Annotated in this window: 19 protein-coding genes; 7 read left to right on the top strand and 12 right to left on the bottom strand. The window is 36.4% G+C overall.

The annotated features are described in order from the left end of the window. Positions 1–99 precede the first annotated feature (99 nt). The 7 genes from JZO71_RS06375 to JZO71_RS06345 form a co-directional block, all read right to left on the bottom strand. Positions 100–921, bottom strand: a complete 822-nt coding sequence (locus JZO71_RS06375) for a PRD domain-containing protein (RefSeq protein ID WP_206898711.1) — start codon at positions 919–921, stop codon at positions 100–102. A gap of 683 nt (positions 922–1,604) precedes the next feature. Then, on the bottom strand, positions 1,605–2,744 hold the full coding sequence (locus JZO71_RS06370) for an ArgE/DapE family deacylase (RefSeq protein WP_206898710.1): 1,140 nt from the start codon (positions 2,742–2,744) through the stop codon (positions 1,605–1,607). Between the two features lie 236 nt (positions 2,745–2,980). Continuing rightward, on the bottom strand, positions 2,981–4,054 hold the full coding sequence (locus JZO71_RS06365) for an ABC transporter substrate-binding protein (protein ID WP_206898709.1): 1,074 nt from the start codon (positions 4,052–4,054) through the stop codon (positions 2,981–2,983). Beyond that, the gene (locus JZO71_RS06360; protein WP_206898708.1) at positions 4,051–4,878 is read right to left on the bottom strand and encodes an ABC transporter permease; all 828 of its coding nucleotides are present in this window, start codon (positions 4,876–4,878) and stop codon (positions 4,051–4,053) included. The genes JZO71_RS06365 and JZO71_RS06360 overlap by 4 nt, the downstream gene beginning before the upstream one ends. Next, positions 4,878–5,684 carry an ABC transporter permease gene (locus JZO71_RS06355; RefSeq protein WP_206898707.1) on the bottom strand — a complete coding sequence of 269 codons (807 nt, stop codon included), beginning with the start codon at positions 5,682–5,684 and terminating at the stop codon, positions 4,878–4,880. Before JZO71_RS06355 ends, JZO71_RS06360 begins: the two co-directional genes overlap by 1 nt. Positions 5,685–5,696: 12 nt before the next feature. Continuing rightward, positions 5,697–6,782 (bottom strand): polyamine ABC transporter ATP-binding protein, encoded by a 1,086-nt coding sequence (locus JZO71_RS06350; protein WP_206898706.1) that lies wholly within the window; start codon positions 6,780–6,782, stop codon positions 5,697–5,699. Positions 6,783–6,799: 17 nt separating this feature from the next. Further along, positions 6,800–7,342 carry a helix-turn-helix domain-containing protein gene (locus tag JZO71_RS06345; RefSeq protein ID WP_206898705.1) on the bottom strand — a complete coding sequence of 181 codons (543 nt, stop codon included), beginning with the start codon at positions 7,340–7,342 and terminating at the stop codon, positions 6,800–6,802. 272 nt (positions 7,343–7,614) lie between these two features. On the opposite strand from JZO71_RS06345, the gene JZO71_RS06340 reads away from it, so the two are divergent. The 6 genes from JZO71_RS06340 to JZO71_RS06315 all read left to right on the top strand — a co-directional run bounded on the left by JZO71_RS06340 (position 7,615) and on the right by JZO71_RS06315 (position 12,189). Beyond that, the gene (locus JZO71_RS06340; RefSeq protein ID WP_206898704.1) at positions 7,615–8,601 is read left to right on the top strand and encodes an acrylyl-CoA reductase family protein; all 987 of its coding nucleotides are present in this window, start codon (positions 7,615–7,617) and stop codon (positions 8,599–8,601) included. After that, entirely contained in the window at positions 8,601–9,350 is a 750-nt protein-coding gene (locus JZO71_RS06335; protein WP_206898703.1) for a phosphopantothenate--cysteine ligase, read from the top strand. The genes JZO71_RS06340 and JZO71_RS06335 overlap by 1 nt, the downstream gene beginning before the upstream one ends. Further along, entirely contained in the window at positions 9,347–9,898 is a 552-nt protein-coding gene (gene coaC, locus JZO71_RS06330; protein ID WP_206898702.1) for a phosphopantothenoylcysteine decarboxylase, read from the top strand. The genes JZO71_RS06335 and coaC overlap by 4 nt, the downstream gene beginning before the upstream one ends. A gap of 13 nt (positions 9,899–9,911) precedes the next feature. Next, a complete protein-coding gene (locus tag JZO71_RS06325) occupies positions 9,912–10,547 on the top strand; it encodes an ECF transporter S component (protein ID WP_206898701.1) in 636 nt (211 codons plus the stop codon). A gap of 596 nt (positions 10,548–11,143) precedes the next feature. Continuing rightward, positions 11,144–11,275, top strand: a complete 132-nt coding sequence (locus JZO71_RS06320; RefSeq protein WP_206898722.1) for a putative holin-like toxin — start codon at positions 11,144–11,146, stop codon at positions 11,273–11,275. Positions 11,276–11,553: 278 nt separating this feature from the next. Beyond that, a complete protein-coding gene (locus JZO71_RS06315) occupies positions 11,554–12,189 on the top strand; it encodes an SDR family oxidoreductase (RefSeq protein ID WP_206898700.1) in 636 nt (211 codons plus the stop codon). 36 nt (positions 12,190–12,225) lie between these two features. Here the strand turns inward: JZO71_RS06315 and JZO71_RS06310 are convergent, their stop codons facing one another. The 4 genes from JZO71_RS06310 to JZO71_RS06295 are packed head-to-tail and all read right to left on the bottom strand — an operon-like array spanning position 12,226 to position 18,755. After that, positions 12,226–13,392 carry an EndoS/ChiA family endoglycosidase gene (locus JZO71_RS06310; RefSeq protein ID WP_242590456.1) on the bottom strand — a complete coding sequence of 389 codons (1,167 nt, stop codon included), beginning with the start codon at positions 13,390–13,392 and terminating at the stop codon, positions 12,226–12,228. Positions 13,393–13,444: 52 nt separating this feature from the next. Further along, entirely contained in the window at positions 13,445–14,773 is a 1,329-nt protein-coding gene (locus tag JZO71_RS06305; protein ID WP_206898699.1) for a glycoside hydrolase family 125 protein, read from the bottom strand. After that, positions 14,739–17,375 (bottom strand): glycoside hydrolase family 38 N-terminal domain-containing protein, encoded by a 2,637-nt coding sequence (locus JZO71_RS06300; RefSeq protein ID WP_206898698.1) that lies wholly within the window; start codon positions 17,373–17,375, stop codon positions 14,739–14,741. Before JZO71_RS06300 ends, JZO71_RS06305 begins: the two co-directional genes overlap by 35 nt. A 36-nt stretch (positions 17,376–17,411) precedes the next feature. Next, positions 17,412–18,755: a PTS sugar transporter subunit IIC gene (locus JZO71_RS06295; RefSeq protein ID WP_206898697.1), complete on the bottom strand. Its 1,344-nt coding sequence runs from the start codon at positions 18,753–18,755 to the stop codon at positions 17,412–17,414. Positions 18,756–18,914: 159 nt separating this feature from the next. Here JZO71_RS06295 and JZO71_RS06290 point away from each other — a divergent pair, with 159 nt between their 5' ends. After that, entirely contained in the window at positions 18,915–19,631 is a 717-nt protein-coding gene (locus tag JZO71_RS06290) for a GntR family transcriptional regulator (protein ID WP_206898696.1), read from the top strand. A 147-nt stretch (positions 19,632–19,778) separates the two neighbouring features. On the opposite strand, the gene JZO71_RS06285 is transcribed toward JZO71_RS06290, so the two are convergent. Next, on the bottom strand, positions 19,779–21,293 hold the full coding sequence (locus JZO71_RS06285) for a flavocytochrome c (RefSeq protein WP_206898695.1): 1,515 nt from the start codon (positions 21,291–21,293) through the stop codon (positions 19,779–19,781). Positions 21,294–21,588 lie beyond the last annotated feature (295 nt).

Below are 21,588 nucleotides of genomic sequence, written 5' to 3'. Positions count from 1 at the left end.
CCTTCCTTTCTTTTTTCACTAAAAATAGACGCAACCTCATGACCACAAAAAAACTTCTGTGTTTCAAAAGGTTGCGCCTACCTGATAGTTACGCCCTAATTATTGAATTCTTGCTAAATGGATTGCGAGATAAGTCACTTCGTTTTCTTGAACGTTTAACTGAAACTTTTCTTCAATCATTTTTTTGATTGCAGATGCTACTCGATATGGCTCGCTTTCCTTAAAAGCACTACTAAAAAAACCAATATTTTCACTTGGAGAATCTTCTTGATAAACTAACCGCTTTGCCAAAAATTTGATATGGATCATCATTCGAGAATAAATCAGGGAGTCCGTATCAAAGTGATAACCGTAAATTTCTTCCAATGCCAAGATGATTTCTTTGGTCATTTCCAATATTTTCAAGCTATTAAAACTATTTTGCTCGCCTAATTCCGCATTGATAATGTGCATTGTAATAAACCCAACTTCATTAGCACCCAGTTGTGTTCCATACCGTTGATTGATAAGAGCAACGACTTCTTTTGCTGTCTCATATTCATCGGGATAGAGCAACTTCATCTCAGGCAACATAATAGCTGTTACTTGGCTATCTTCCTTTTGGCGTTGGATTGCAAAATAAATATGATCTGTCAACGCGATATAAATGTTTGAGTCTAGCTGAGATGAGATGTTTTTTGAAATAAATTGAATCACCTCTTCGGAAAACTCAATAAATTCGATTGGAATCTGAGCAGCCATTTCCGTAAACATTTTCGTTTTTTCTTTAGAATCTAAAGTAAAAAATTTGTCTGCAACAGTTGGATCAAATAGTTCGTTGACAGAAGTGGAAAAGCCAATTCCTTTCCCCATCGCAACTTTCTCTGTTCCTTCATCATCAATTAACACCACATTATGATTGATTTTTTTTACAACTTTCATTGCTGCACAGATCCTCTCTAAAGAATAATTTGATGTGATCTACTATTAAAACAACAAAAAACGACCTAAGAAAAGTACTTTTCCTAGGTCGTGCCTAATTTAATAGTTGCACCCTCTTTATTTATACGCCCAATATAGCAAATAAAGAAAACGCTGTCAATGTTTTTTTTACTACAGCCATTACAGAAGCAGTTTTCTAGAAAACTACCAAAAAAAACGACCGCGGTGGGTAGCCGCGGCCTTAGGAGTTATTTTTACTTGAGGAGTAAAAATGAAAAAGTATAGGGTTGTTTGTTGGTATGTATTTATAATAGAACGTAATTGTGAAGAAATTATGATTGAAATCTTGTCTTTTTTTTGGATTTGTTTAAGAAAAAGTAAACATCTTATTTACGTAATCAAAAATAGTTAGTTGATAACTTCAGCTAACTAAAAAAATGGAGACCTTACTGTTCTGACCGCTGTGTTCGATCAATCGTTTGTTCTACTTTCTTTTTGATATTTCTCGATTGATCTATGAGTCGAAAAGTTACCTTACTCTTTGCTTTACGAGAAAAAATGAACGAAATTTCGTAAAAAAGACTGGTCAGTCATTAACTAACCAGTCTTTAGCCTTCATTGCAAGCTACTATGAAATTTTTACCTCACAAAAATAGTCCTATTATTACAAATAAACGATTATATTAGGCTAAATAATCCAAAACTATTGACTGGTAGCTATCAATCATCGCTAAATAATTATCAAGTTCAACATACTCGTTCACTTGGTGTGGCAAAGTTGGTTCACCAGGCCCAAAAACAACAAAATCAAATGGCTGTTTTGCTTTAGTAAACTCAGCTGCATCAGTTGTTCCAGCAGCACCAAATAGTGATAATGGTTGTTCAAATTGTTTTTGAATACTTTGAATTAAAGAAGATTCGGGATTTGCTTTTACCGGGATTTTATTGAAATCAATCGTTAACTTAAGTTGAAATTCAGCTCCTTGGTTCAAGTCATCCACGATTTTTTGCAACACTGCAATGACTTTATCATTTGAAAATTCTGGAATCGAACGAATATTTCCTTGTAGCTGTGCATAACTTGGAATACTATTTACTTGATTTCCGCCGTTGATAATTGTTACGTTATGGATTGTCCGACCTAAAACAGGATTTTCGACTGTCTCTGCAATATGTTTCATCTCCGTATTGACTTTTGTCATAAATTCATTCAAGTGATCAATGGCATTATATCCTTCTTGCGGCATTGAACTATGTGCTTCTTTACCGTACGATGCGACAGTATAGTTGATTGAACCCATGTGAGTATACATCAAATTGTAGTTGGTTGGTTCACCAATAATCAACCCATCTAAGTCGTCAACGTAGCCTGCTGTGGTTAATTGTTCACTCCCTAGTTCCCCTACTTCTTCACCTACAGTAGCTAATAATTTGATTTTGCCATTAAATATTTTCCCAGTTTCTTTTAACTCAATCATTGCAAGAACCATTGCTGCAAGTCCACTCTTCATGTCTGTTGATCCACGACCATATAAACGATTTCCTTCAATTTTCGCTTCAAAAGGTGGATAAATCCAGACATCTTCATCACCTACAGAAACAACATCCATATGTCCTGATAGACCTAGAACTTTTCCAGCATTACCGTTTTGGTAAGTAGCAACTAAATTATCTCGACCATTCGCATACGAAACTATTTCGCTTTCTATACCATGCTCCGCTAAAAGTTTTTTCAAATAGGACGCTACTTCAGCTTCATTCCCATTCACTGATTTGATACGAATAATATCTTGCAAAATGGAAATTTTTTCTTCTTTTTTCATTTAGCTTTCTCCCTTACCAATTTCTTTTATCCACATTGTATCACAATTCATTTTTTTAGCTTCCATTACAAATCTCTTCAGAAGATTTCTGTAAGAACTCACTTTTATTGTGGGAAGGTAAGAAAAAAGCGCCTAAAAAGACGCTTTTGGTAGAAGATTGGAAAACTCAGATAGAAAAGGCCGGTTTTAAGCTCTTTAGAACGTTGACAAATTCCCATTCTGACTGAGTTTTGCCATCATTTGCGATACATTTTGAATTCCAAAAACAAATCATTATAGATGCCCAAATACTTAGGACCAAGATCCTCATAGACTTCCAGATGGGCAATCGTTTCATCTGATGGATAGAATTGCTTATCACCAGAAATTTCTTTTGGTAATAGTTTCTCTGCTGCAGCGTTTGGCGTCGAATAACCAATATATTCTGCATTTTGAGCTGCATTTTCTGGTTGAAGCATAAAATTGATAAAATCGTATGCACCTTCCGTATTTTTTGCAGTCTTTGGCATCACAATGTTATCAAACCATAAATTTGAACCTTCTGTTGGAATAACATAATGTAAATGGTCGTTTTCTGACATCATGTCAGCTGCTTCTCCCGAGAAAGTTACTGCAACTGATGCTTCTTCGTTAATCATGTACATTTTGATTTCATCCGCTACGATTGCTTTGACATTTGGTGTTAACTGATTCAATTTATCTGCAGCTTCATGTAACTCTGAAAGATTTTTACTATTCAAAGAATAGCCCAAACTATTTAAAGAAAGCCCCATCACTTCTCTGGCCCCATCGATCAACATCAAGCTATCTTTTATTTTTGGTTGCCATAAATCGTCCCAGTGTTGCATTTGTTTTGCATCTAAAAATCGATCGTTGTAAACAATTCCTAATGTTCCCCAGAAATAAGGAATCGAGTATTTGTTTCCTTCATCAAAAGCCAAATCTAAAAATCGAGGGTTGATATTATTTAATCCAGTGATTTTGGAATGATCCAGTGGCAACAATAAATCTTCTTTCATCATTTTTTGAATCATGTATTCACTTGGAATCGCAATATCGTAATTCGTTCCACCTTGTTGGATTTTCGTAAACATTGCTTCATTTGAGTCAAATGTTTCGTAGTTGACTTTATAGCCATATTCTTTTTCAAATTTAGTCAACAAACTAGGATCAATATAGTCACCCCAATTGTAAATCGTTAAAATTTTAGCATTTGCCATACCACTTGATTTTTCCAATTGATGAACGCCGAATAACAAAATAACAATAATCATCACGATACCAAAAAATAAAGATTGCAAATTTTTCATTGTAGTTTTGCCACCTCCTCACGCACGCGACGATTTTTTTTGCCTCTTTTTGGACTGTTTTCTTTACTAATAAAATAGTAACCAATTACTAGAATCATTGAGAACAAGAAAACGAGTGCACTCAACGCATTGATTTCTAAACTAATTCCTTGACGCGCACGAGAATAGATTTCCACTGACAAGGTAGTGAACCCGTTACCCGTAACAAAGAACGTCACAGCAAAATCATCCAATGAATAAGTAAACGCCATGAAATAACCTGCAATGATTCCTGGAGAAAGAAAAGGCAAAATGATATTTTTTACTACTTGCAGATTATTGGCACCTAAATCTCGAGCAGCATCCACCATAGAATCGTTCATCTCTTGTAATTTTGGCAATACCATCAACACAACGATCGGGATACTAAACGCAATGTGTGAAAGTAACACACTTTGAAATCCTAAACCAAAGCCAAGCAAAGTGAAAAAGATCAAAAAGCTAGCACCAATAATAACATCTGGTGAAACCAATAAAATATTATTCATACTCAACAATGCTGTCCGTGATCTTCTTTTTTTCGTGTAATAGATTCCCATTGCTCCAAATGTCCCAATGATTGTCGCCAATAGCGCAGACAAAAAGGCAAGCATGAAGGTGTTCAGCACAATAATAATCAACCGCGTGTCTTCAAAAACTGCTTGGTAATTTTCCCAAGTAAAGCCAGTGAAACTTGTCATAGAGCCGCCGTCATTAAAGGAATAGAAAATCAAATAAAAGATTGGCAAATACAACAATAAAAAAACAATGGCTAGATAAACATAAGACCACTTGAATTTTTTCATTAAGAGCGCCCTCCTTTTTTCTTCTCACCTGTTAAAAGCATGACCACAAACATCGCAATAATTAGAATAACGCCAATCGTCGAACCCATTCCCCAATTCTGGGTAACCAAGAAGTGTTGTTCAATTGCTGTCCCCAACGTGATCACCCGGTTTCCTCCAATTAATCGCGTCAACATGAATAAAGAAAGTGAAGGAATAAATACTGCTTGGACGCCGCTTTTTACACCGTTTAAAGATAAAGGAAAAATCACTCGACGAAATGTTTCTAGATTATTTGCTCCTAAATCTCGACTTGCACTAATTAACGATGGGTTCAACTCTTCTAATGCGTTAAAAATCGGCATGATCATAAACGGAATCTCAATATAAGTGGCAACAAATAAGAAGCTCACATCGGTAAATAAGATTTGTTTTGTTCCAATACCAATGAAATCAAAAAAGTGATTGACACTTCCATTGATGCTAAAAATCCCAATAAACGCATAGGCTTTCAGCAATAAGTTGACCCATGTGGGCAGAATAATCAGCATCAACCACAATTGCTTATGTTTCAATTTAGTCAAGAAATAAGCGGTTGGATAACTAATCAACAACGCAAAAATTGTAATCAACAACGCATACCAAACAGAGTTGAAAGTCATCCAAAGATATGTCCCTGAAGTAAAGTACGTAGCATAATTTGCTAAAGTAAAGTGTCCATTCATATCAAAAAATGATTGATAAATAATCATGATAACTGGTGCAATGACAAATAATCCTAACCAAAGCATATAAGGGACTGAATAAATTCTTCGCATTGTTTTCATGACACAGCCTCCTTACTCTTCATAGCTTTCTAGTCGTGCATCAAAGTCTTCCTCTGATTCATTGAAACGCATAACATGGATATCTTCTGGTTCAAAAGAAAGTCCTACTTTGCTTCCTTCTTTGGCTTTCTTCGTTGAGTGAACCATCCATTCATTGTGCTGTTCATCGAAACAAATAATTTCATAATGTACGCCACGGAATAGCTGCGTGTCTACTGTAACAACTAATTTTCCTTTGTCAGGTGTCGTAATATTCAAATCTTCTGGGCGTAAAACAACTTCAACCGGTTCATTCGGACGCATCCCACCATCCACACACTCAAATTGTTTTCCAACAAATTCAACTAAGTTGTCCTCAATCATTACGCCATCAACAATATTACTTTCTCCAACAAAGTCAGCAACAAAATGATTGATTGGCTCATCATAAATGTCTACTGGTGTACCACTTTGAACAATTTTTCCTTTATTCATAACAAAAATTTCGTCACTCATTGCCAAGGCTTCTTCTTGGTCATGTGTCACAAAAATAAAAGTGATTCCTAAACGTTGCTGTAATTCACGTAATTCATATTGCATATCTGTTCGTAATTTTAAATCCAAAGCAGATAAGGGTTCATCAAGTAGCAAGACTTTTGGCTCGTTAACGATTGCGCGTGCAATTGCGACGCGCTGTCTTTGTCCGCCAGACATTTCACTGATTTCTCTCGTTTCGTAGCCAGGAAGCTGAACCATTCTTAACGCATCTGTCACTTTTTTTCGAATTTCATTTTTAGGCATTTTTTTTATTTGTAAGCCAAAAGCAACATTATCAAATACATTCATATGAGGAAATAACGCATAGTCTTGAAAAACTGTATTTACTTGACGTTTATTTGCAGGAAGATCGTTTAGTCGTTTCCCTTCAAAATAAATATCACCTTCAGTCGCTTCCGTAAAACCAGCAATAATTCGTAAAATCGTCGTTTTCCCACATCCCGAAGGTCCTAATAATGTATAAAATTTTCCTTGTTCAATTTCAAAACTAACCTTTTTTAAAATCGTTTCATCGTCATAGCGTTTCACTACTTGATCAAACGCAATAATTGGGTTCCCCACTTCTTCCTACCTCCAATTTATAAATACGATTTTGTCGCAACAATCAATACTTTCGTTTTGGTCGTCAAGTGATTTCTTAATTGATGTTGCTTCGTCGCTTGATAATAAACAGACTGACCAGCTTTTGCAAAATAACTCTTCTCACCTAAGGTTAACTCTAATTCCCCTTCTAACACAAAAATAAACGTTTCAGATAAAGAAGGTTCAAATGTCTTATACTCACCAGTTGACTCAAACGTCAAGAGAACGGGTTCCATTTCTTTTTCATTTGAATCAGAAACTAACCATTCCAGTTCATACCCATTTTCTTCATCAAAATAAATCGTATGATCTTCTGCTGAATAAACGATTTGCAAGCTTGGTGCTTCTTGGCGAAAAAATTCTTCTGGTGAGACACCCAAGACTTCAAGTATGGAAAAAAAAGTTTCCATTGAGGGCGAACTCAAGTCTCTTTCCAGTTGAGAAATATAGCCTTTTGATAAATCTGTCCGTTCACCAAGTTCTTCTTGTGTCAAGTTCTTTTGAATTCGTAAATTTCGTAACTTTTCTCCAATTTCCATTTTTTCCTCCAGCGGAAGTTTTCTAATAGTAAACTTAAAGTTTACAATCACCTGTATTAGTATACGAATTTTGACAAAAAACGCAACCCTTTCAGTTTATTTTTTTGAGAAAAAAGCACGTGAGAAAAAAATAATTTTATGTCTAAAGAAGAGAAAAAATTTTTCAGGAAGCGTTCACCATTTTTTATAAAAAGCTTAGAGAAAGAACTCCGAAAAAAATGATGCGTTTATGGTATGATATAAGAAAATTTTGAGGGAGGTTTCATTTTATTATGGAAACTTTTAAATCTTTTCAAGTAACAAAGGAACCAACATTTCAAGCAAAGATTATTGAGCAAGAACCCATCGACCTAGCAGACAATGAAGTGCTTGTTAAAGTTGCTTACTCAGATGTTAATTATAAAGATGCTTTGGCTAGCATTGAATCCGGAAATGTGATTCGGACTTATCCGATGACACCCGGCATTGATTTAGCTGGAACTGTTATCAAAAGTTCAACTGAACACTTCTCACCCGGTGAAAAAGTTTTAGTTACTGGTTACGGACTAGGTGTTACTCATCCTGGTGGCTACAGTCAATATCAAGCGGTTCCAAGTGAATGGCTAGTCAAGTTACCTGAACAATTAAGTACGCGACAAGCAATGATGTTAGGAACAGCTGGATTGACTGCGGCTCTTGCAGTCAATGCGTTGTTAGAACAAGGAATGAAACCAACGAATCACGTGTTAGTTACAGGCGCTTCAGGCGGTGTAGGTAGTGTAGCAATCGCTTTACTACATAAATTAGGTTTTACAACTATCACTGGTCTTTCTCGGAAAACGGCTGCTGAATCTTGGCTAAAAAAATTAGGTGCAACACAAGTTGTTCAACCAGATTCTTTTTTGCCAGAAAAACCAAAACCATTAGCAAAACAAACCGTCGATTATGTAATTGACACAGTTGGTGGCGCTCAATTGAGTCAACTTTTACCTTTGATTTCTTATAATGGGGCCGCTGCGTTGTGTGGCAACGCCAGCGGGATTGAATTAACTACGACCGTTTTACCTTTTATTTTGCGGAACATTCAGTTGATTGGGATTGATTCCGTCAATGTGCCTCATGAACGACGAGAAAAAATTTGGCAACAATTGGCTGAACTAGCAATTGCGGATGACTTATTGGTCACAGAAATTTCACTTGCTCAATTACCAGAAACAATTGCTCAATTATTAGCTGGAACACATCAAGGAAGAACTTTAGTTCATGTAGGTGAAGAGTAATGAACATTTTGATAACTGCTGGTGGAACCACGGAAAAAATTGATCAAGTACGTGCAATAACCAATCATTCAACTGGTCGTCTAGGTAAACAAATCGCGGATGCTTTTTCGAAAAATCCCAAAACAATCATTGACTATGTCACCACTAAAAACAGTGTGTTACCTAAGCCGAGTGCCACGATTCACTTGCATATGATTGAATCCACACATGATTTATTAACAACTCTAGAAACACTTTTACAAACAAAAACATATGACGTCATCATCCATAGTATGGCTGTCAGTGATTTCACCCCTAGTCTCAGTTTGTCAAAAGAGCATTTTATCGAAAGTTTTGGTACAAATGAAGTAACTGAAACTTCTTTTGACAACTGGCTGACCCAAACAAAAGAAACTGATCGTAACTCTGCCAAAAAGATTTCTTCTGACACAGATCAATTAGTCATTGTTTTAGAAAAGACGCCCAAAATTATTAGTTATTTGCGGAACTGGCAACCTACTGCATGTATTGTTGGGTTTAAGTTACTTGTGGATGTTTCAAAAGAACACTTACTAAGTATTGCGCAACAAAGCCTGGTGAAAAATCAAACTGACTTCATTCTAGCTAATGACTTAACTGAAATTTCCCAAGAACACCATCACGGGTATTTACTCGCAGCAGACGGAACCGTTACTGAAGCATTTACAAAAAAAGAAATTGCGGATTTGATTGTTGCAAATGTTCAAAAAATAAAGGAGATGATTAAATGAAAACTGTTCTACTTGGTGTTTCTGGAAGTATCTCTGCCTACAAAAGTGCAGATATCACGAACCAATTGATGAAGTTGGGTTATCAAGTTGAAGTCATCATGACTGAAAGCAGCACTCATTTCATTACACCGTTAACTTTACAATCTTTAGCCAAACGTCCAATTCACACAGATGTCATGCAAGAAGCTAATCCTAAAGTAATCAACCACATTGAATTAGCAAAGCAAGCTGACCTCTTTTTAGTTGCTCCGGCAACTGCCAATATCATTGGAAAACTAGCAAATGGAATTGCGGATGATTTACTCTCTACAGTCGCACTTGCTTTACCTGAAAAAACACCTAAATTGATTGCACCAGCCATGAACACAAACATGTACACAAATCCAATCAACCAACGAAACTTATCCACTTTGAAATCTGTTGGTTATCAAGAAATCGAACCAAGGGAATCACTACTGGCTTGTGGTGATTTTGGCAAAGGTGCCTTGGCAGATGTCCAAATAATTATTGATCAAGTGCTATTCCACTTGAATCAACGAACAACGTAGAGGAGGAAAAGTGATGAAAAACACTAAAAATTTCACTTTAACCGCAATGTTTTTAGCCATTCTTATCTTACTAGCAGTCACACCACTCGGCTTTATTCCGATTGGTCCAATCAATGCAACAACGATGCATATTCCAGTCATTATTGCGTCAATCGTTCTAGGCCCAAGATTAGGCGCATTTCTTGGTGGTGTCTTTGGCTTCATCAGCTTAATCCGTAGCACAATTATCCAAACACCACTTTCTTTTGTTTTTTCTCCTTTAGTTCCTGTAATTGGTACCACTCAAGGAAGCTGGAAAGCGTTGTTGGTGGTGTTTATTCCAAGAATTTTAATTGGTATCGTTCCCTACTTTGTTTATTTGAGCATCAAGCGATTTTCTAAGAGAAATACTTCTCCTGTTGCCTTATTTATCGCAGGATTAGCCGGCTCACTTACAAATACGATTTTAGTAATGAATTTGATTTATTTTTTATTCCAACAAGATTATGCTCAAGTAATTGGTGCAAATGCAAACGCGGTCTACTCGGCGATTCTTGCTGTGATCTTTACTAGTGGAATTCCTGAGGCAATTGTTGCAGGACTGGCAACTGCAGCTGTGGCAAGTGTTCTTCTTAAGTTGATTAAGGTAAACCCTACGCAAGAATTGTAGATAAAGGTTGTGGCTCCAAGTGGTCAGCTTCAAGCAATAAGGATACTTTTCTAAAAATAGCTTCTCAATATTTTTATGAAAAGCGGACTTATTGTCGAAGAAGCTGCTTGGGGAACACCGTGAATAAGGTTGTGGTGCAAAACGCTTAGCTCCGACGAGATAGTGAGCAGACACTCAAAATAGCTTCTCATATTTTAAAGTGGATGCAAGCTATATGGAGGAGTTGTTTTGGGAACACCGTGTAAAAGGTTGTAAAAGAAGTGCCCAGCTCCAATAAATAAGAAAAAATTACCAGAAATTGCTTCCCAAATTTTTGAGTAATTTAGGCTTATTTGGAAGGATTTACTTCTTGAACACCGTAGAAAAAGGTTGTAGCGCAAAGCGGTCAGCTTCAAGCAATTGACTATAAAAATGGCTGTTTTCGACAGCCAACCTCGCTTTCCCCATGTTCATTAAATAAAAGAAGTAATAAAAAAGAAAGCCTTCCCAAACATTCATGTATGCTTAGGAAGGCTTATGCTATAATCAAATTTGACAGTGAAGTTGAATGACGGTGGTTAATTTTCGAAAGGTGGTGGTGCTTATGAATATAAGTACTGGACGCTACGAAAGGAGTAACCCTTTTGTCCGCATATGAAACAATTCAAATCATTCTCGGCTTTGGTATGTTTACCATCGCATTGATTGGTCTGATTGTTGCTATGCTTAAAAATGACAAAAAGAAATAGCCGTCACTTTAGCGAGACGACTAGCTATTTCTTTTTGATATATTAATGTCTTCGCCACCGTCTTTAGCGGTGCTGTCCAAAGGGGAGTTGTTCGCGCAACTCCTCTTTTCGTGTTCATTATAACAAGTATTTCCCCCTTTTACAATCAGAGTGGCCAAGCATTCGTATTGGGTGTATCTATATCGTTCATTCTTTCTCCCCTCTCAAGGGTTAACACTGAACATTTAAATAACTTCGTGTTACTATGAGTTCGAAAGAAATTGGAAAGGAAGATTCCTATGAATATTTTTGTTGTCGGCGCCAATGGTCAAATTGGTCGCCACTTGATCGAAGACCTTGCAAAGACGGATCACCAAATCATTGCTGGTGTTCGAGATGTTGCTAAACAATCACTAATCGAAGCGAACAATGTTACTTACGTTCCATTTGATTTGACTTGGACTGTAGCAGAAATGGTCAACACTTTTAAAGAAATCGATACAGTTATTTTTGCAGCTGGTTCTCAAGGAAAAAACTTATTACAAGTCGACCTTGACGGTGCAATCAAAACCATTCGTGCGTCAGAACAAGCTGAGGTCAAACGTTACCTAATGATTAGTGCCGTTTTTGCAGATAATCCAGCAAACTGGCCTGCTTCAATGATCGACTACTACATTACGAAACACTATGCTGACGAGTGGTTGAAGCATCAAACAACTTTAGATTATGTTATTGTTCAACCCGTTACTTTGACCAATGAGGAAAAAGTTTCACCCATTCAATTAACTGCGCCTGGTGAATCAGCTGCCAAAACAATCAGCCGCCAAACAGTTGCTGCATTCTTAAGTCAATTAGTCGATACTTCTGCTTTTTCTCGAAAGACAATTGTTCTTTCGGAAGGAACAGAAGAAATTGCAAACGCACTAACTAAATAGCAAAAAAGGTATGGCAACTAGTTGCCATACCTTTATTTATTTCATAAGTGTTAATTCATAAATGGGATCATAGGTGATGCTTGCGCCATCGTTTATAAAATCACTACTTGACCCTAATAATACTTTGTTCACTTCATAAATAGATTGTGCCAAATTGATTTTTTCTAAGACGGAATTTTTTAGTGGTCCTTCTTCGCTTACTCGGTTCCAATGATGAATCGCAATATTTTTCGCTTGCTCTAAAGTAAATCCTTTTGCTTGCAAAATAGCCGTTTTTGTCCATAAAAAGTTTGATGGCACAACATGATTCAAATCATCTGCATGATATGTTCGCCCATCTCGATCCAAAGCATATAAAAACATTCCATATAATTGATGCTCTGCGGTAAATTTTGCTACTTTATAGATGTTACTTGTCTCATAAGGTTCTTTTGTGTCATACCAACGATTGTTGTCTTGTTCTTCTGGAAAAGTCAAGCCTGGCATGAAGCGCTCTTTTTCAATGATATTGGCATAATCATTGATTGCGCGTTGTGTTCGTGTGTCATCCGATCCATACTGTTGGTATCCTAAATAAGTGAAACTTGATGCAACATTTTGTAAAGGTGCCAAGTTAGAGCCATTCGTGTCGTAAACAAAAACGGTCCCATTGTTCGCCAGTGGCCCAATGTATTTCGCTAACGCTTTGATTACACCATCTGAAAGAGCAATGTCTGCGGCACTTGGGAAGGTTTCCATATCAATATCAAGACCATCAATACCAAAAGCACGTACGTGTTCATCTAGTAATTGATTTGCATACGCATCAAATTCTTGTTCTGTTGGAAACGAACCAGCATAAGGAATTTTCAACAATTCGGAATAGTCAATTGCTTTGGTTAATTTCACACCGCGTGCATGTAAGTTAGGTACATACTGTTCTTTCAATTCCTTAAAAAATGGTGCTGCTTTTTCTTCTTCTCCTTTTGGTACATAACTAAAGATGTTTACAATGTCGATACCATACGGAATGTCATCCATTGTCAGCCAATTTTCATCAGGTAAACTAGTATTGACACCGTGCATTGTTTTATCCCGCCAAGCTCGATAGTAAACCATCGTCTGTGTTGAATGTTCTTGTTCTTGTCCATGAACTGTTACAGGAATAAAAAGTGCCATAGCAAAAAAAACGAGTGCAGCAAATCCAACCTTCATTTTCTTCATTTTGTTTTCTCCTCTTTTTCTGTAAAACATCCCGTCAAGCCTCACTAACAATTCATTTTCCACTTAATTTCAAATAGTGGAAAACCAAACCACAATACGTCATATTCGCCCAAGAAAACCATTCTCTCGTATAATTCTCAGGATTATCCACATCAACTCCCTCATGACACTGCAAAGTTCCAGCGTCGGTTTTAGCAATTTGGTCTATTTTTTCTTCAACAAAGTCATGATTCGTTGAAGTCAAGCCTTCCATCGCAAGTGAAATCGGCCATACATAATTTGGTGGCGTATGCGGACTGCCAATTCCTGCCAAGTAAGTCCCAGAATAATAATAAGGGTTTTCTTCACTTAAAATTTTCTGGCGTGTTGTTTGATAAAGTGGATCGTCTTCTTTCATGTAGCCTAAAAACGGTAAAGATAATAAGCTAGGAACATTTGCATCATCCATAAATAAATGATTTCCTAAACCATCTACCTCATATGCATAATAACTTTCACCATTTTCGTCATGTAAAATAGCAAATTGTTGGACACCTTTTGAGATGTCTTCTTGTAACTGCTGGATTTTTTGACGTAATACTTTCTGGTTTTCTTCCGGTTTCACTGCTAACAATTCCAGCAATTGTTCCAAGATAACTAGAATAAATAGATTTCCTGGAACAAAGTAACCATAGGTGCATGCATCATCACTTGGACGGAAGCCACTCCAGACCATTCCCGTATAACTTATCGGTGCGCCTTTTCCTTCTCTCGCTAAAGTATCCGATGGCGGACAATCTGTACGTTGGAAAAGATACTCTGATGTTTCATGGTGTTGCTCTGTAATGAATGTATCGATTGCCAACTCAGCAACCGCCCAAAAATCAGGTGTCAAATGCGCTTTATAGCCTGTTTTTTTGTATAGATGAAATGCTAAAAAAAATGGTGCGCATAACGAATCAATTTCAAATTTTCTTTCCCAAACTAATGGTGAAATTGGAATATTCGACGTGTCATTACTATAATGGCCACCACCAATTTCTTTATTAAACGCATTAGAATACGGATCATGCTTGATATACGTTAATTGTTGCTTCAATACGCCATGAATCAATTGTTTGATTGCTGGTACTTCATGGACGATTTCTAAATAAGGCAAGACTTGAAAAGTTGAATCTCTTAACCACATGGCGGGAATATCACCTGTAGCAACAAAGATTTCACCATTTTCTCTCACAGAGACAGTATTCGTAATTGTATCAACGAGCGCCTGTTGAAATAACTTTGTTGCTTTTGCATCTTTTAAATTGATAGTCATTGCATATTGTTGGATTTCATTGATTAAGTCTGTTTGATTGATCACGTCACTACTCCATTTCTTTTTGATTGAAAAAAATGCCATACGTTCGAATCTCACCTGGCTTGAAAGCACTCATTGATAAAGTAGTCACATTTTCGACTACTGAATCAATTACTTTGCCTTCCAAATTCAGCAATTTTACTTCCGCAGGTACATCAAAAGAGAGCTTTCCCGGTATTTCTTGTGCTACATCTGTTGAATTGTACAAACGTAATTCGACCCCTGTTCCATCAATTGTTGATTGAAGGCTACTAAATACAACAGTCAACTCACTAGCTGTCACTTTTCCTCGCGGATCTTCAACAAGTGATTTTGGATTGACTGGGAAATATTGGATGGGTGTTGTAAATCGATTCAATTCCTGTATTTGATAGTCAAGTGCTTCTTGTGTTGTTTCTAAATAGTTGGTTTGTAACTTTTGGCTATCAAAAAGTTCATCTAAAACAATACTTCCTTCAAATACAATTGTTCCCACTAATTGGCTATCTGGTGTCGGAACAACTTTTGTTTGAAGTCCCGAAGCATCTCCAGGTCTTCGCCACGTATCTGGACGTCCCAAGTAACCCACACCACGTAAAACAGTGATTGCTAATTGCTGTCTTTCACCATCGATCACTTGGAAATCTTTCGTACCTCTAGTTAAAAATGACCAGCTTTCTTTTTCATCATGAAGATTGGCAAGATGTAACATTGGTCGCATACTTGTTGGCTCTTCTTTATAGCCAATTTCTTTCCAATCAGGTAGATGTTTTTCTTCAATTGGCCGTTGAATGATGCCAAATGGCGTATCACTTGTAGAAACATTTGCCGCTGTTTTGGTTGCTATCATCAAACGTAAACGATGATCAAGGACTTGATTATCTAAAGTTAGATGCACATCGATCAAGTTCGTTTGTTTGTTGCATTCCAGAACCATCGTATAGCTGACTGTTCCATCGGTTACTTGTTCTTTTCGTGAACGTAAGTCAAAAGGTAATGCCCATTCTCCCTCAATCGTCATTCGACTAATCAAGTTGCCTTGTTCAACCACTACTTGTTGATGCTGTGCAAAATCAAGTTCTAGGAACCAGTCATTAAACGCTGGTGAATAATCATAAGTGTCTCCTTCATCACCACTGTCTTCAAACCATAAGAAATCATGGTACCATTTCTTCAATTCTTTTGAGTAAAGGTTTAGTTTTCCTTCTTTTAATTGGATCACATACCAGTCATTTTCTAACTCCGTTGCTTTTGCAAGCTGTGGTACACTTGCAGCCGATTCTTCGACAGTAAAACAAAGCCACCCCATTGAAGGTAATGCACACTCAATTGCTACTTCACTTACATAGTAATGTTCATCACTCATTGCGTCAGGATCTCTTCGCAAGAGTGCGGCATTTTCTCGTTTTTGACTTAACAATTCAATTTCGACTTTTTCACCGTTTTGATCAACTAATGAAAAATCAGGTGTTTTAGTTGAAAGTGCCACTTTACGAATCGTTGACAATTCAAAAGGTAATGGATTCCAAAGAAATACTTGATTTTCTTGTCCTTGGTTCAAAGAAATGCTCAATTTTCGCAATAAATAATCCACACAAGACTGAGCTTCTTGTAATCCATTAATCCCACGCATATAGATATCTTGATTCGTTTTATCACTGTTACAACCACCTGCACTATCATGGGCTTGTCCTCTGGCAACGATTTTCCACAGACTTGTGATCAGTCCTTGTTTGACAGGAATACCATGATTTGCTGCTACGACAGATAATGGTTCTAATTGATACGTCAAGCTCCGTTCTAATCGATCGTAAACCTGTTTCAAATCATATCTAGAAGAATAAATGCCACGATGGATTTTTGAATCAGACGGTTCAATAAATTCTCCAGAGAACTCAGGAAGTTTTTCAGACTCATTTTCTAAAGATTTAAAGAAAATCGGATAGTTGCTTTCAATGAATCGAGTTGTTTCTTCGCTCTCTTGATTGGCTAAATTGATTCGTTGTTTCAAATCAAAGTCAACTGCTCGTTGGTCACCGCCTACTGGTAACAAATGTGTTTCACTTGATGTCTGTGTACTGATTTTTTCTGCAAGATCATCAAATTGATTTTGCTCAACCAATTCCACACCAGCATAGTATCCGTTTTTGATATTTGCTGTTAAGACTTTTGAGCCATCATTGCTGGACCAGTAAAAGTACCGAGCATTCGCTTCTCTTGGCATCCCTCGCCAAAATAATGCGTGAGAAATATCAAATCCTTGATAAATTTTTGGCATATCTTGTCCTTGTCCAAAAGAATCTGGCAGATAACCAACTCGCATCACACCACCTAATGCTTTGGCTTCTGCAATTCCGATTTTTAGATTACGAACAATCGATTCACCTGACGTGGTCATTTCATCAATTTGTGTGAACCATGGGCCAATAAACAAACGTCCTGCTGTCACAAATTTTTTGATTTCTGCTTCTTTTTCTGGAAACAAAGCTAAATAATCTTCAATAATCGACATTTGACCATCAAGCGTATAATAATCTAATTGATTCGTTTCTAAAGCTTCTAAGACTTCATCCATATGGAAAATAAATTGAACGCGTGCTTCTTGACGGGTAAAATACCATTCAAAATCCCAATGGGTATGTGCAACTGTGTAAATATCTTTCATGAGTGACACTCCTCTATTCTTCTACAATTCATTCAATTATTCAGCTGAACGAGCCATCAATTGATCTGCTGCTCTTTCTTGTCGTTGATTCAAAATAACAAAAGGTGCATACATAATGATATCTAAGACAACCAATACAAAAGTCAAGATAACTGGACTAATATGGAATGCGCCTAAGACCCAAGTGCTAATAAAAATTGGTTCATTTCCTGAATTCAAAACAACTAATGGTACGACCCAACCAAGTGAAGTTACTACATAAGCAATCACTGCATTGACGATTGGTACAACGATCCAAGGAATGAACATCAATGGATTTAATACAATCGGTAAACCGAAAATAACGGGTTCATTAATACCAAAACAGCCAGGAATCAATGCTAATTTAGCAACTTCTCGTTCTTTCTCACCTTTTCTCGTAAAGATCAGCATGGCGATGATCAAGCCAAAGGTTGCCCCTGAACCACCAATCATTGCATAGACATTCGTCATAGTATTTGGTGCGATTGAAATGCCAGCAAAACTTTGTGTTTCTGCAAACTTCGCAACATTTTCTAAGAAAACCGGTAACCAAAATGCGGAAACAACTCCCCAAACGATATTAAAACCATGTAATCCTAAGAACCATAAAATTTGTTGTAATAAAATGACAATAATAATTGCAGGTAATCCTGTTCCAACAGTCAACAATGGTTTGATCAATACTTCAGAAATCATTTGTAACAATGAAACATATCCTAATGATTGGATCACGATACGAAGAACACCAAAAATCAATAATACTTCACTGATCGGAATCAATGAGAAAAAGGAATCAAAAACATTTTGTGGGACATTCCCGGGCATCTTGATCGTAAATTTACTTCGTGTAAATCGAGCAAATAAAGCAACTGCGATCATTCCAACAATCAATGCAGTAAACATTCCTTCATAACTGAAGAAAGAAGAAGCAAAACCTTCGATTATTTCTGCCTTAGAGTCGAGATAATTCACATTATTTGGTACCATTACAAAGTAAGCAGACAACGCAAGTAATGTTGCAATAATTGGATTTAAGCGTTCATTTTTTTCTTTGTGTTTTAATTCAATCGCATAAGAGTAAGCTGAAGAAAAAACAACAATAATAGCAACGATTCCTAATGTAGCATTACCTAAGTAACCAAATAAATTACTGATATTTGTTAGAATTGCATTATCGATTCCTTGATTTTTAATCAGCGCATCGATCTGCATTTTAATTAAGTTTGAAAATGACCCCACAACAGTAAATGGGATAGTGCGAACAAACGCATTTTTTACAGCCTGTAGAATAGTATTGCCTTCAACCCAAGCTGAAACTTTTAACAATGGTTCTTGAAGTTTTTGTACATCAAATTTCATAGTAATACTCCCTTTTCTACTTTTTAGAGAAAACGTTTTCTGATTTAATTATATACAACTAAGATAATTTGTAAACACTTAATTTTTATAATTATATATACAAATTATCTATTTTATATTAAAATGTGTATACAAATAATAAAAAGTGAGGTTTACAAATTGTATAAATACCGCGAAATTTACTCAGATATCAAGCGTGATATCCTAACAAATCATTACCGTGCTGGGACTTTATTACCTACCCAAGAATTTTTTGCAGAAAAATATGATGTTTCTCGTATTACATTAAAAAAAGCATTATCTTTATTAGAAAACGAGGGATTAATATTTAGCAAGCAAGGATCTGGTACATATATTCGGCCAACGATTGAAAATAATACAAGTGAATTACTTCCCTTAGATTTACCTGTGGGGGTAACTTATTCCCATCGTGATCAAGAAATCAAAAGTAATATTTTATTTTTTGATGCTCGTTTGCCTACAGAAGAAGAACAGCAAAATCTATCTTTAAATAAAACGGACCCTGTCTATGAATTTAAGCGCGTTCGTTTATTGAATGGTCAGTATTACAGTTTTGAACATGTTGTTATGCCTGTCGCTATCGCATCAATCACCGAAGAAATCTTGCAAGGATCTGTGTATGACTATTTAGGTCATGAAGCGAAGTTACAGCTAGTTGATGCACGTCGAATTGTTTATGCAGATCATGCAAATGAAGAAGTTAGTGACTCTTTAGGTATCAAAAAAAATGATCCTGTATTGGTAATCGAACAAATTGGTTACGATCAAAAAGGGCGGGCATTTGAATTTTCAAAATCTTATTTTATTAGTAATCAAAGTAAGTTTGTTCTCGATGTTCATTTAAAGAAGCTGTAAACTCCAATCGATTCACTCGGAAAAAGCAAACAAGCATGCCAACTATTTTTTAGTTTGCATGCTTGTTTGCTGTCGTAAGATTGAAATACTAAAGTAACTTTTTAAGTAACAAAAAAGCTTGGGATAGTAGTTATCCCAAGCTCATTTTTAACTTTCAGAAACAAATTTAGCAGCTTGTTGACCAGCTTGACGTCCGAAAATAATAATTTCTGCTACTGAATTTCCACCAATTCGGTTATCTCCATGTAAGCCACCCGTAACTTCACCAGCCGCATATAAACCTTTAATTGGCTCATTATCTGCATTCAATACTTCTGTGTTCGTATTGATTTTCACACCACCCATTGTATAGTGGATTCCTGGTGCGATTTTGATGGCATAATATTTGGGTTTTGATAGGTCATTATCCATCGCAGTTGTACGATTAAATTGTGTATCCTTTTTATCTGCTACTTCACTATTCCAAGTAGTAACTGTCTTTGCCAATGTTTCTTCAGGAATGTTGATTGCTTTCGCTAAATCTTCAATGCTGTCACCAGCTGTAACATAACCTTTTTCATCATAAAAATCAATTGCTTTCGCGCGATCGCGTACACCTTGATCAAAAATCAAGTAAGCTGATTTATCTGGTAAATCAGTAATTGCTGCTGACACTTTATCACGAGTATCCATTTCATTTACAAATCGTTCACCATCGTTATTGACAAGAATTGCACCTTCCCCACGGACAACTTCACCAATCAAAACACCTTTGTCTTGTTGAACAGTTGGGTGAATCTGAATTTTATCCATATCTACTGCTTGTCCACCAAGTTTTTCAATCATCTTGATACCATCACCCGTTGAACCTTCTTGGTTAGTTGTTACATACCCTTTTAAATCTGGACGATATTCTTCAATCAATTCTTTACTTGCACCAAAACCACCAGTTGTTACAACAATTGCTTTTCCAGTAATTTCTTTTGGTTTTTCACCTTGCACTTGAACAGTTACTTCATTCACTGTACCGTCATTTTTCTTGATATCTGTAACATCAGTGTTTACAAAAATTGGAATTTCACGTTCATGAACGTTTTTCAAAAGCCCTTCAACTAAGTAGCCACCAATTGCGGAACCATCCGATGGACGATGTGTACGTTTTTCACTCATTCCACCAGTAATCGTTAAGTTATCTAAAGTAATACCATTTGTGTCTAACCAATCAATAGCGTCTGCTGAATGATCAACAAAGTAGCGTAACATTTCTTTGTCGTTCGTTCCTCCGCCACCTTTTAAGGTTTCTTCATAAAACGCGTCATTTGAATCTGTGATGCCATCTGCTTTTTGGAATTTAGTTTCAGAGGCATTCATTCCACTTGAAGATTTTGAAGTATTTCCGCCCGCAACTGGCATTTTTTCCAAAATCACTGGATTTAGACCAGCATCTTTTGCTTCAATTGCAGCAGTCATTCCAGCTCCACCAGCACCAACAATCACTAGGTCATAGGAATCTTTCATTTCTTTTGGATCCGTATATGCTTGTTCAGATGCACCAGAAGATACATCTGTTGTTTCTTTTGTACTTGAGTTTGATGATTCTTTTGAAGCTGAATTATCTGATGAACAGGCACTCATCGTGATAACAGATGTAACAATAAATAAACTCGCTAATAATTTTTTCATTTTTTTCCTCCTTTTTTCCCAAAGCTCATTATAAGTGAACAAAATCACAATAACAACAGCTATGAGAAAAATTTAAAAGACAGAGAAAAAAACAGACACTATCAAGCATCTGACAAATAAAGAGATAACATAACTTTAAATCAACAAAAAAAGTTGTGACAATCGTCACAACTTTTGGTGTCTTTTCTTAAATAATTACTCAAAAATATAAGAAATTATTTCTTATTGGTTACTCTTTATTTGTTCGGAGCTAAATGCTTGGCGCCACAACCTTCTTCACGGTGTTCAAGAAGTA

This window comes from Candidatus Enterococcus courvalinii (assembly GCF_017315945.1).
Lineage (GTDB): Bacteria > Bacillota > Bacilli > Lactobacillales > Enterococcaceae > Enterococcus_B > Enterococcus_B courvalinii.
This window is presented reverse-complemented; position numbering and strand designations above follow the sequence as displayed.

What these genes read in the sequence shown, in the direction of transcription:
- JZO71_RS06375 (WP_206898711.1), bottom strand. Translation starts at nt 921, where the DNA reads ATGAAAGTTGTAAAAAAAATCAATCATAATGTGGTGTTAATTGATGAT.
- JZO71_RS06370 (WP_206898710.1), bottom strand. Translation starts at nt 2,744, where the DNA reads ATGAAAAAAGAAGAAAAAATTTCCATTTTGCAAGATATTATTCGTATC.
- JZO71_RS06365 (WP_206898709.1), bottom strand. Translation starts at nt 4,054, where the DNA reads ATGAAAAATTTGCAATCTTTATTTTTTGGTATCGTGATGATTATTGTT.
- JZO71_RS06360 (WP_206898708.1), bottom strand. Translation starts at nt 4,878, where the DNA reads ATGAAAAAATTCAAGTGGTCTTATGTTTATCTAGCCATTGTTTTTTTA.
- JZO71_RS06355 (WP_206898707.1), bottom strand. Translation starts at nt 5,684, where the DNA reads ATGAAAACAATGCGAAGAATTTATTCAGTCCCTTATATGCTTTGGTTA.
- JZO71_RS06345 (WP_206898705.1), bottom strand. Translation starts at nt 7,342, where the DNA reads ATGGAAATTGGAGAAAAGTTACGAAATTTACGAATTCAAAAGAACTTG.
- JZO71_RS06340 (WP_206898704.1), top strand. Translation starts at nt 7,615, where the DNA reads ATGGAAACTTTTAAATCTTTTCAAGTAACAAAGGAACCAACATTTCAA.
- JZO71_RS06335 (WP_206898703.1), top strand. Translation starts at nt 8,601, where the DNA reads ATGAACATTTTGATAACTGCTGGTGGAACCACGGAAAAAATTGATCAA.
- coaC (WP_206898702.1), top strand. Translation starts at nt 9,347, where the DNA reads ATGAAAACTGTTCTACTTGGTGTTTCTGGAAGTATCTCTGCCTACAAA.
- JZO71_RS06325 (WP_206898701.1), top strand. Translation starts at nt 9,912, where the DNA reads ATGAAAAACACTAAAAATTTCACTTTAACCGCAATGTTTTTAGCCATT.
- JZO71_RS06315 (WP_206898700.1), top strand. Translation starts at nt 11,554, where the DNA reads ATGAATATTTTTGTTGTCGGCGCCAATGGTCAAATTGGTCGCCACTTG.
- JZO71_RS06310 (WP_242590456.1), bottom strand. Translation starts at nt 13,392, where the DNA reads ATGAAGAAAATGAAGGTTGGATTTGCTGCACTCGTTTTTTTTGCTATG.
- JZO71_RS06305 (WP_206898699.1), bottom strand. Translation starts at nt 14,773, where the DNA reads ATGGCATTTTTTTCAATCAAAAAGAAATGGAGTAGTGACGTGATCAAT.
- JZO71_RS06300 (WP_206898698.1), bottom strand. Translation starts at nt 17,375, where the DNA reads ATGAAAGATATTTACACAGTTGCACATACCCATTGGGATTTTGAATGG.
- JZO71_RS06295 (WP_206898697.1), bottom strand. Translation starts at nt 18,755, where the DNA reads ATGAAATTTGATGTACAAAAACTTCAAGAACCATTGTTAAAAGTTTCA.
- JZO71_RS06285 (WP_206898695.1), bottom strand. Translation starts at nt 21,293, where the DNA reads ATGAAAAAATTATTAGCGAGTTTATTTATTGTTACATCTGTTATCACG.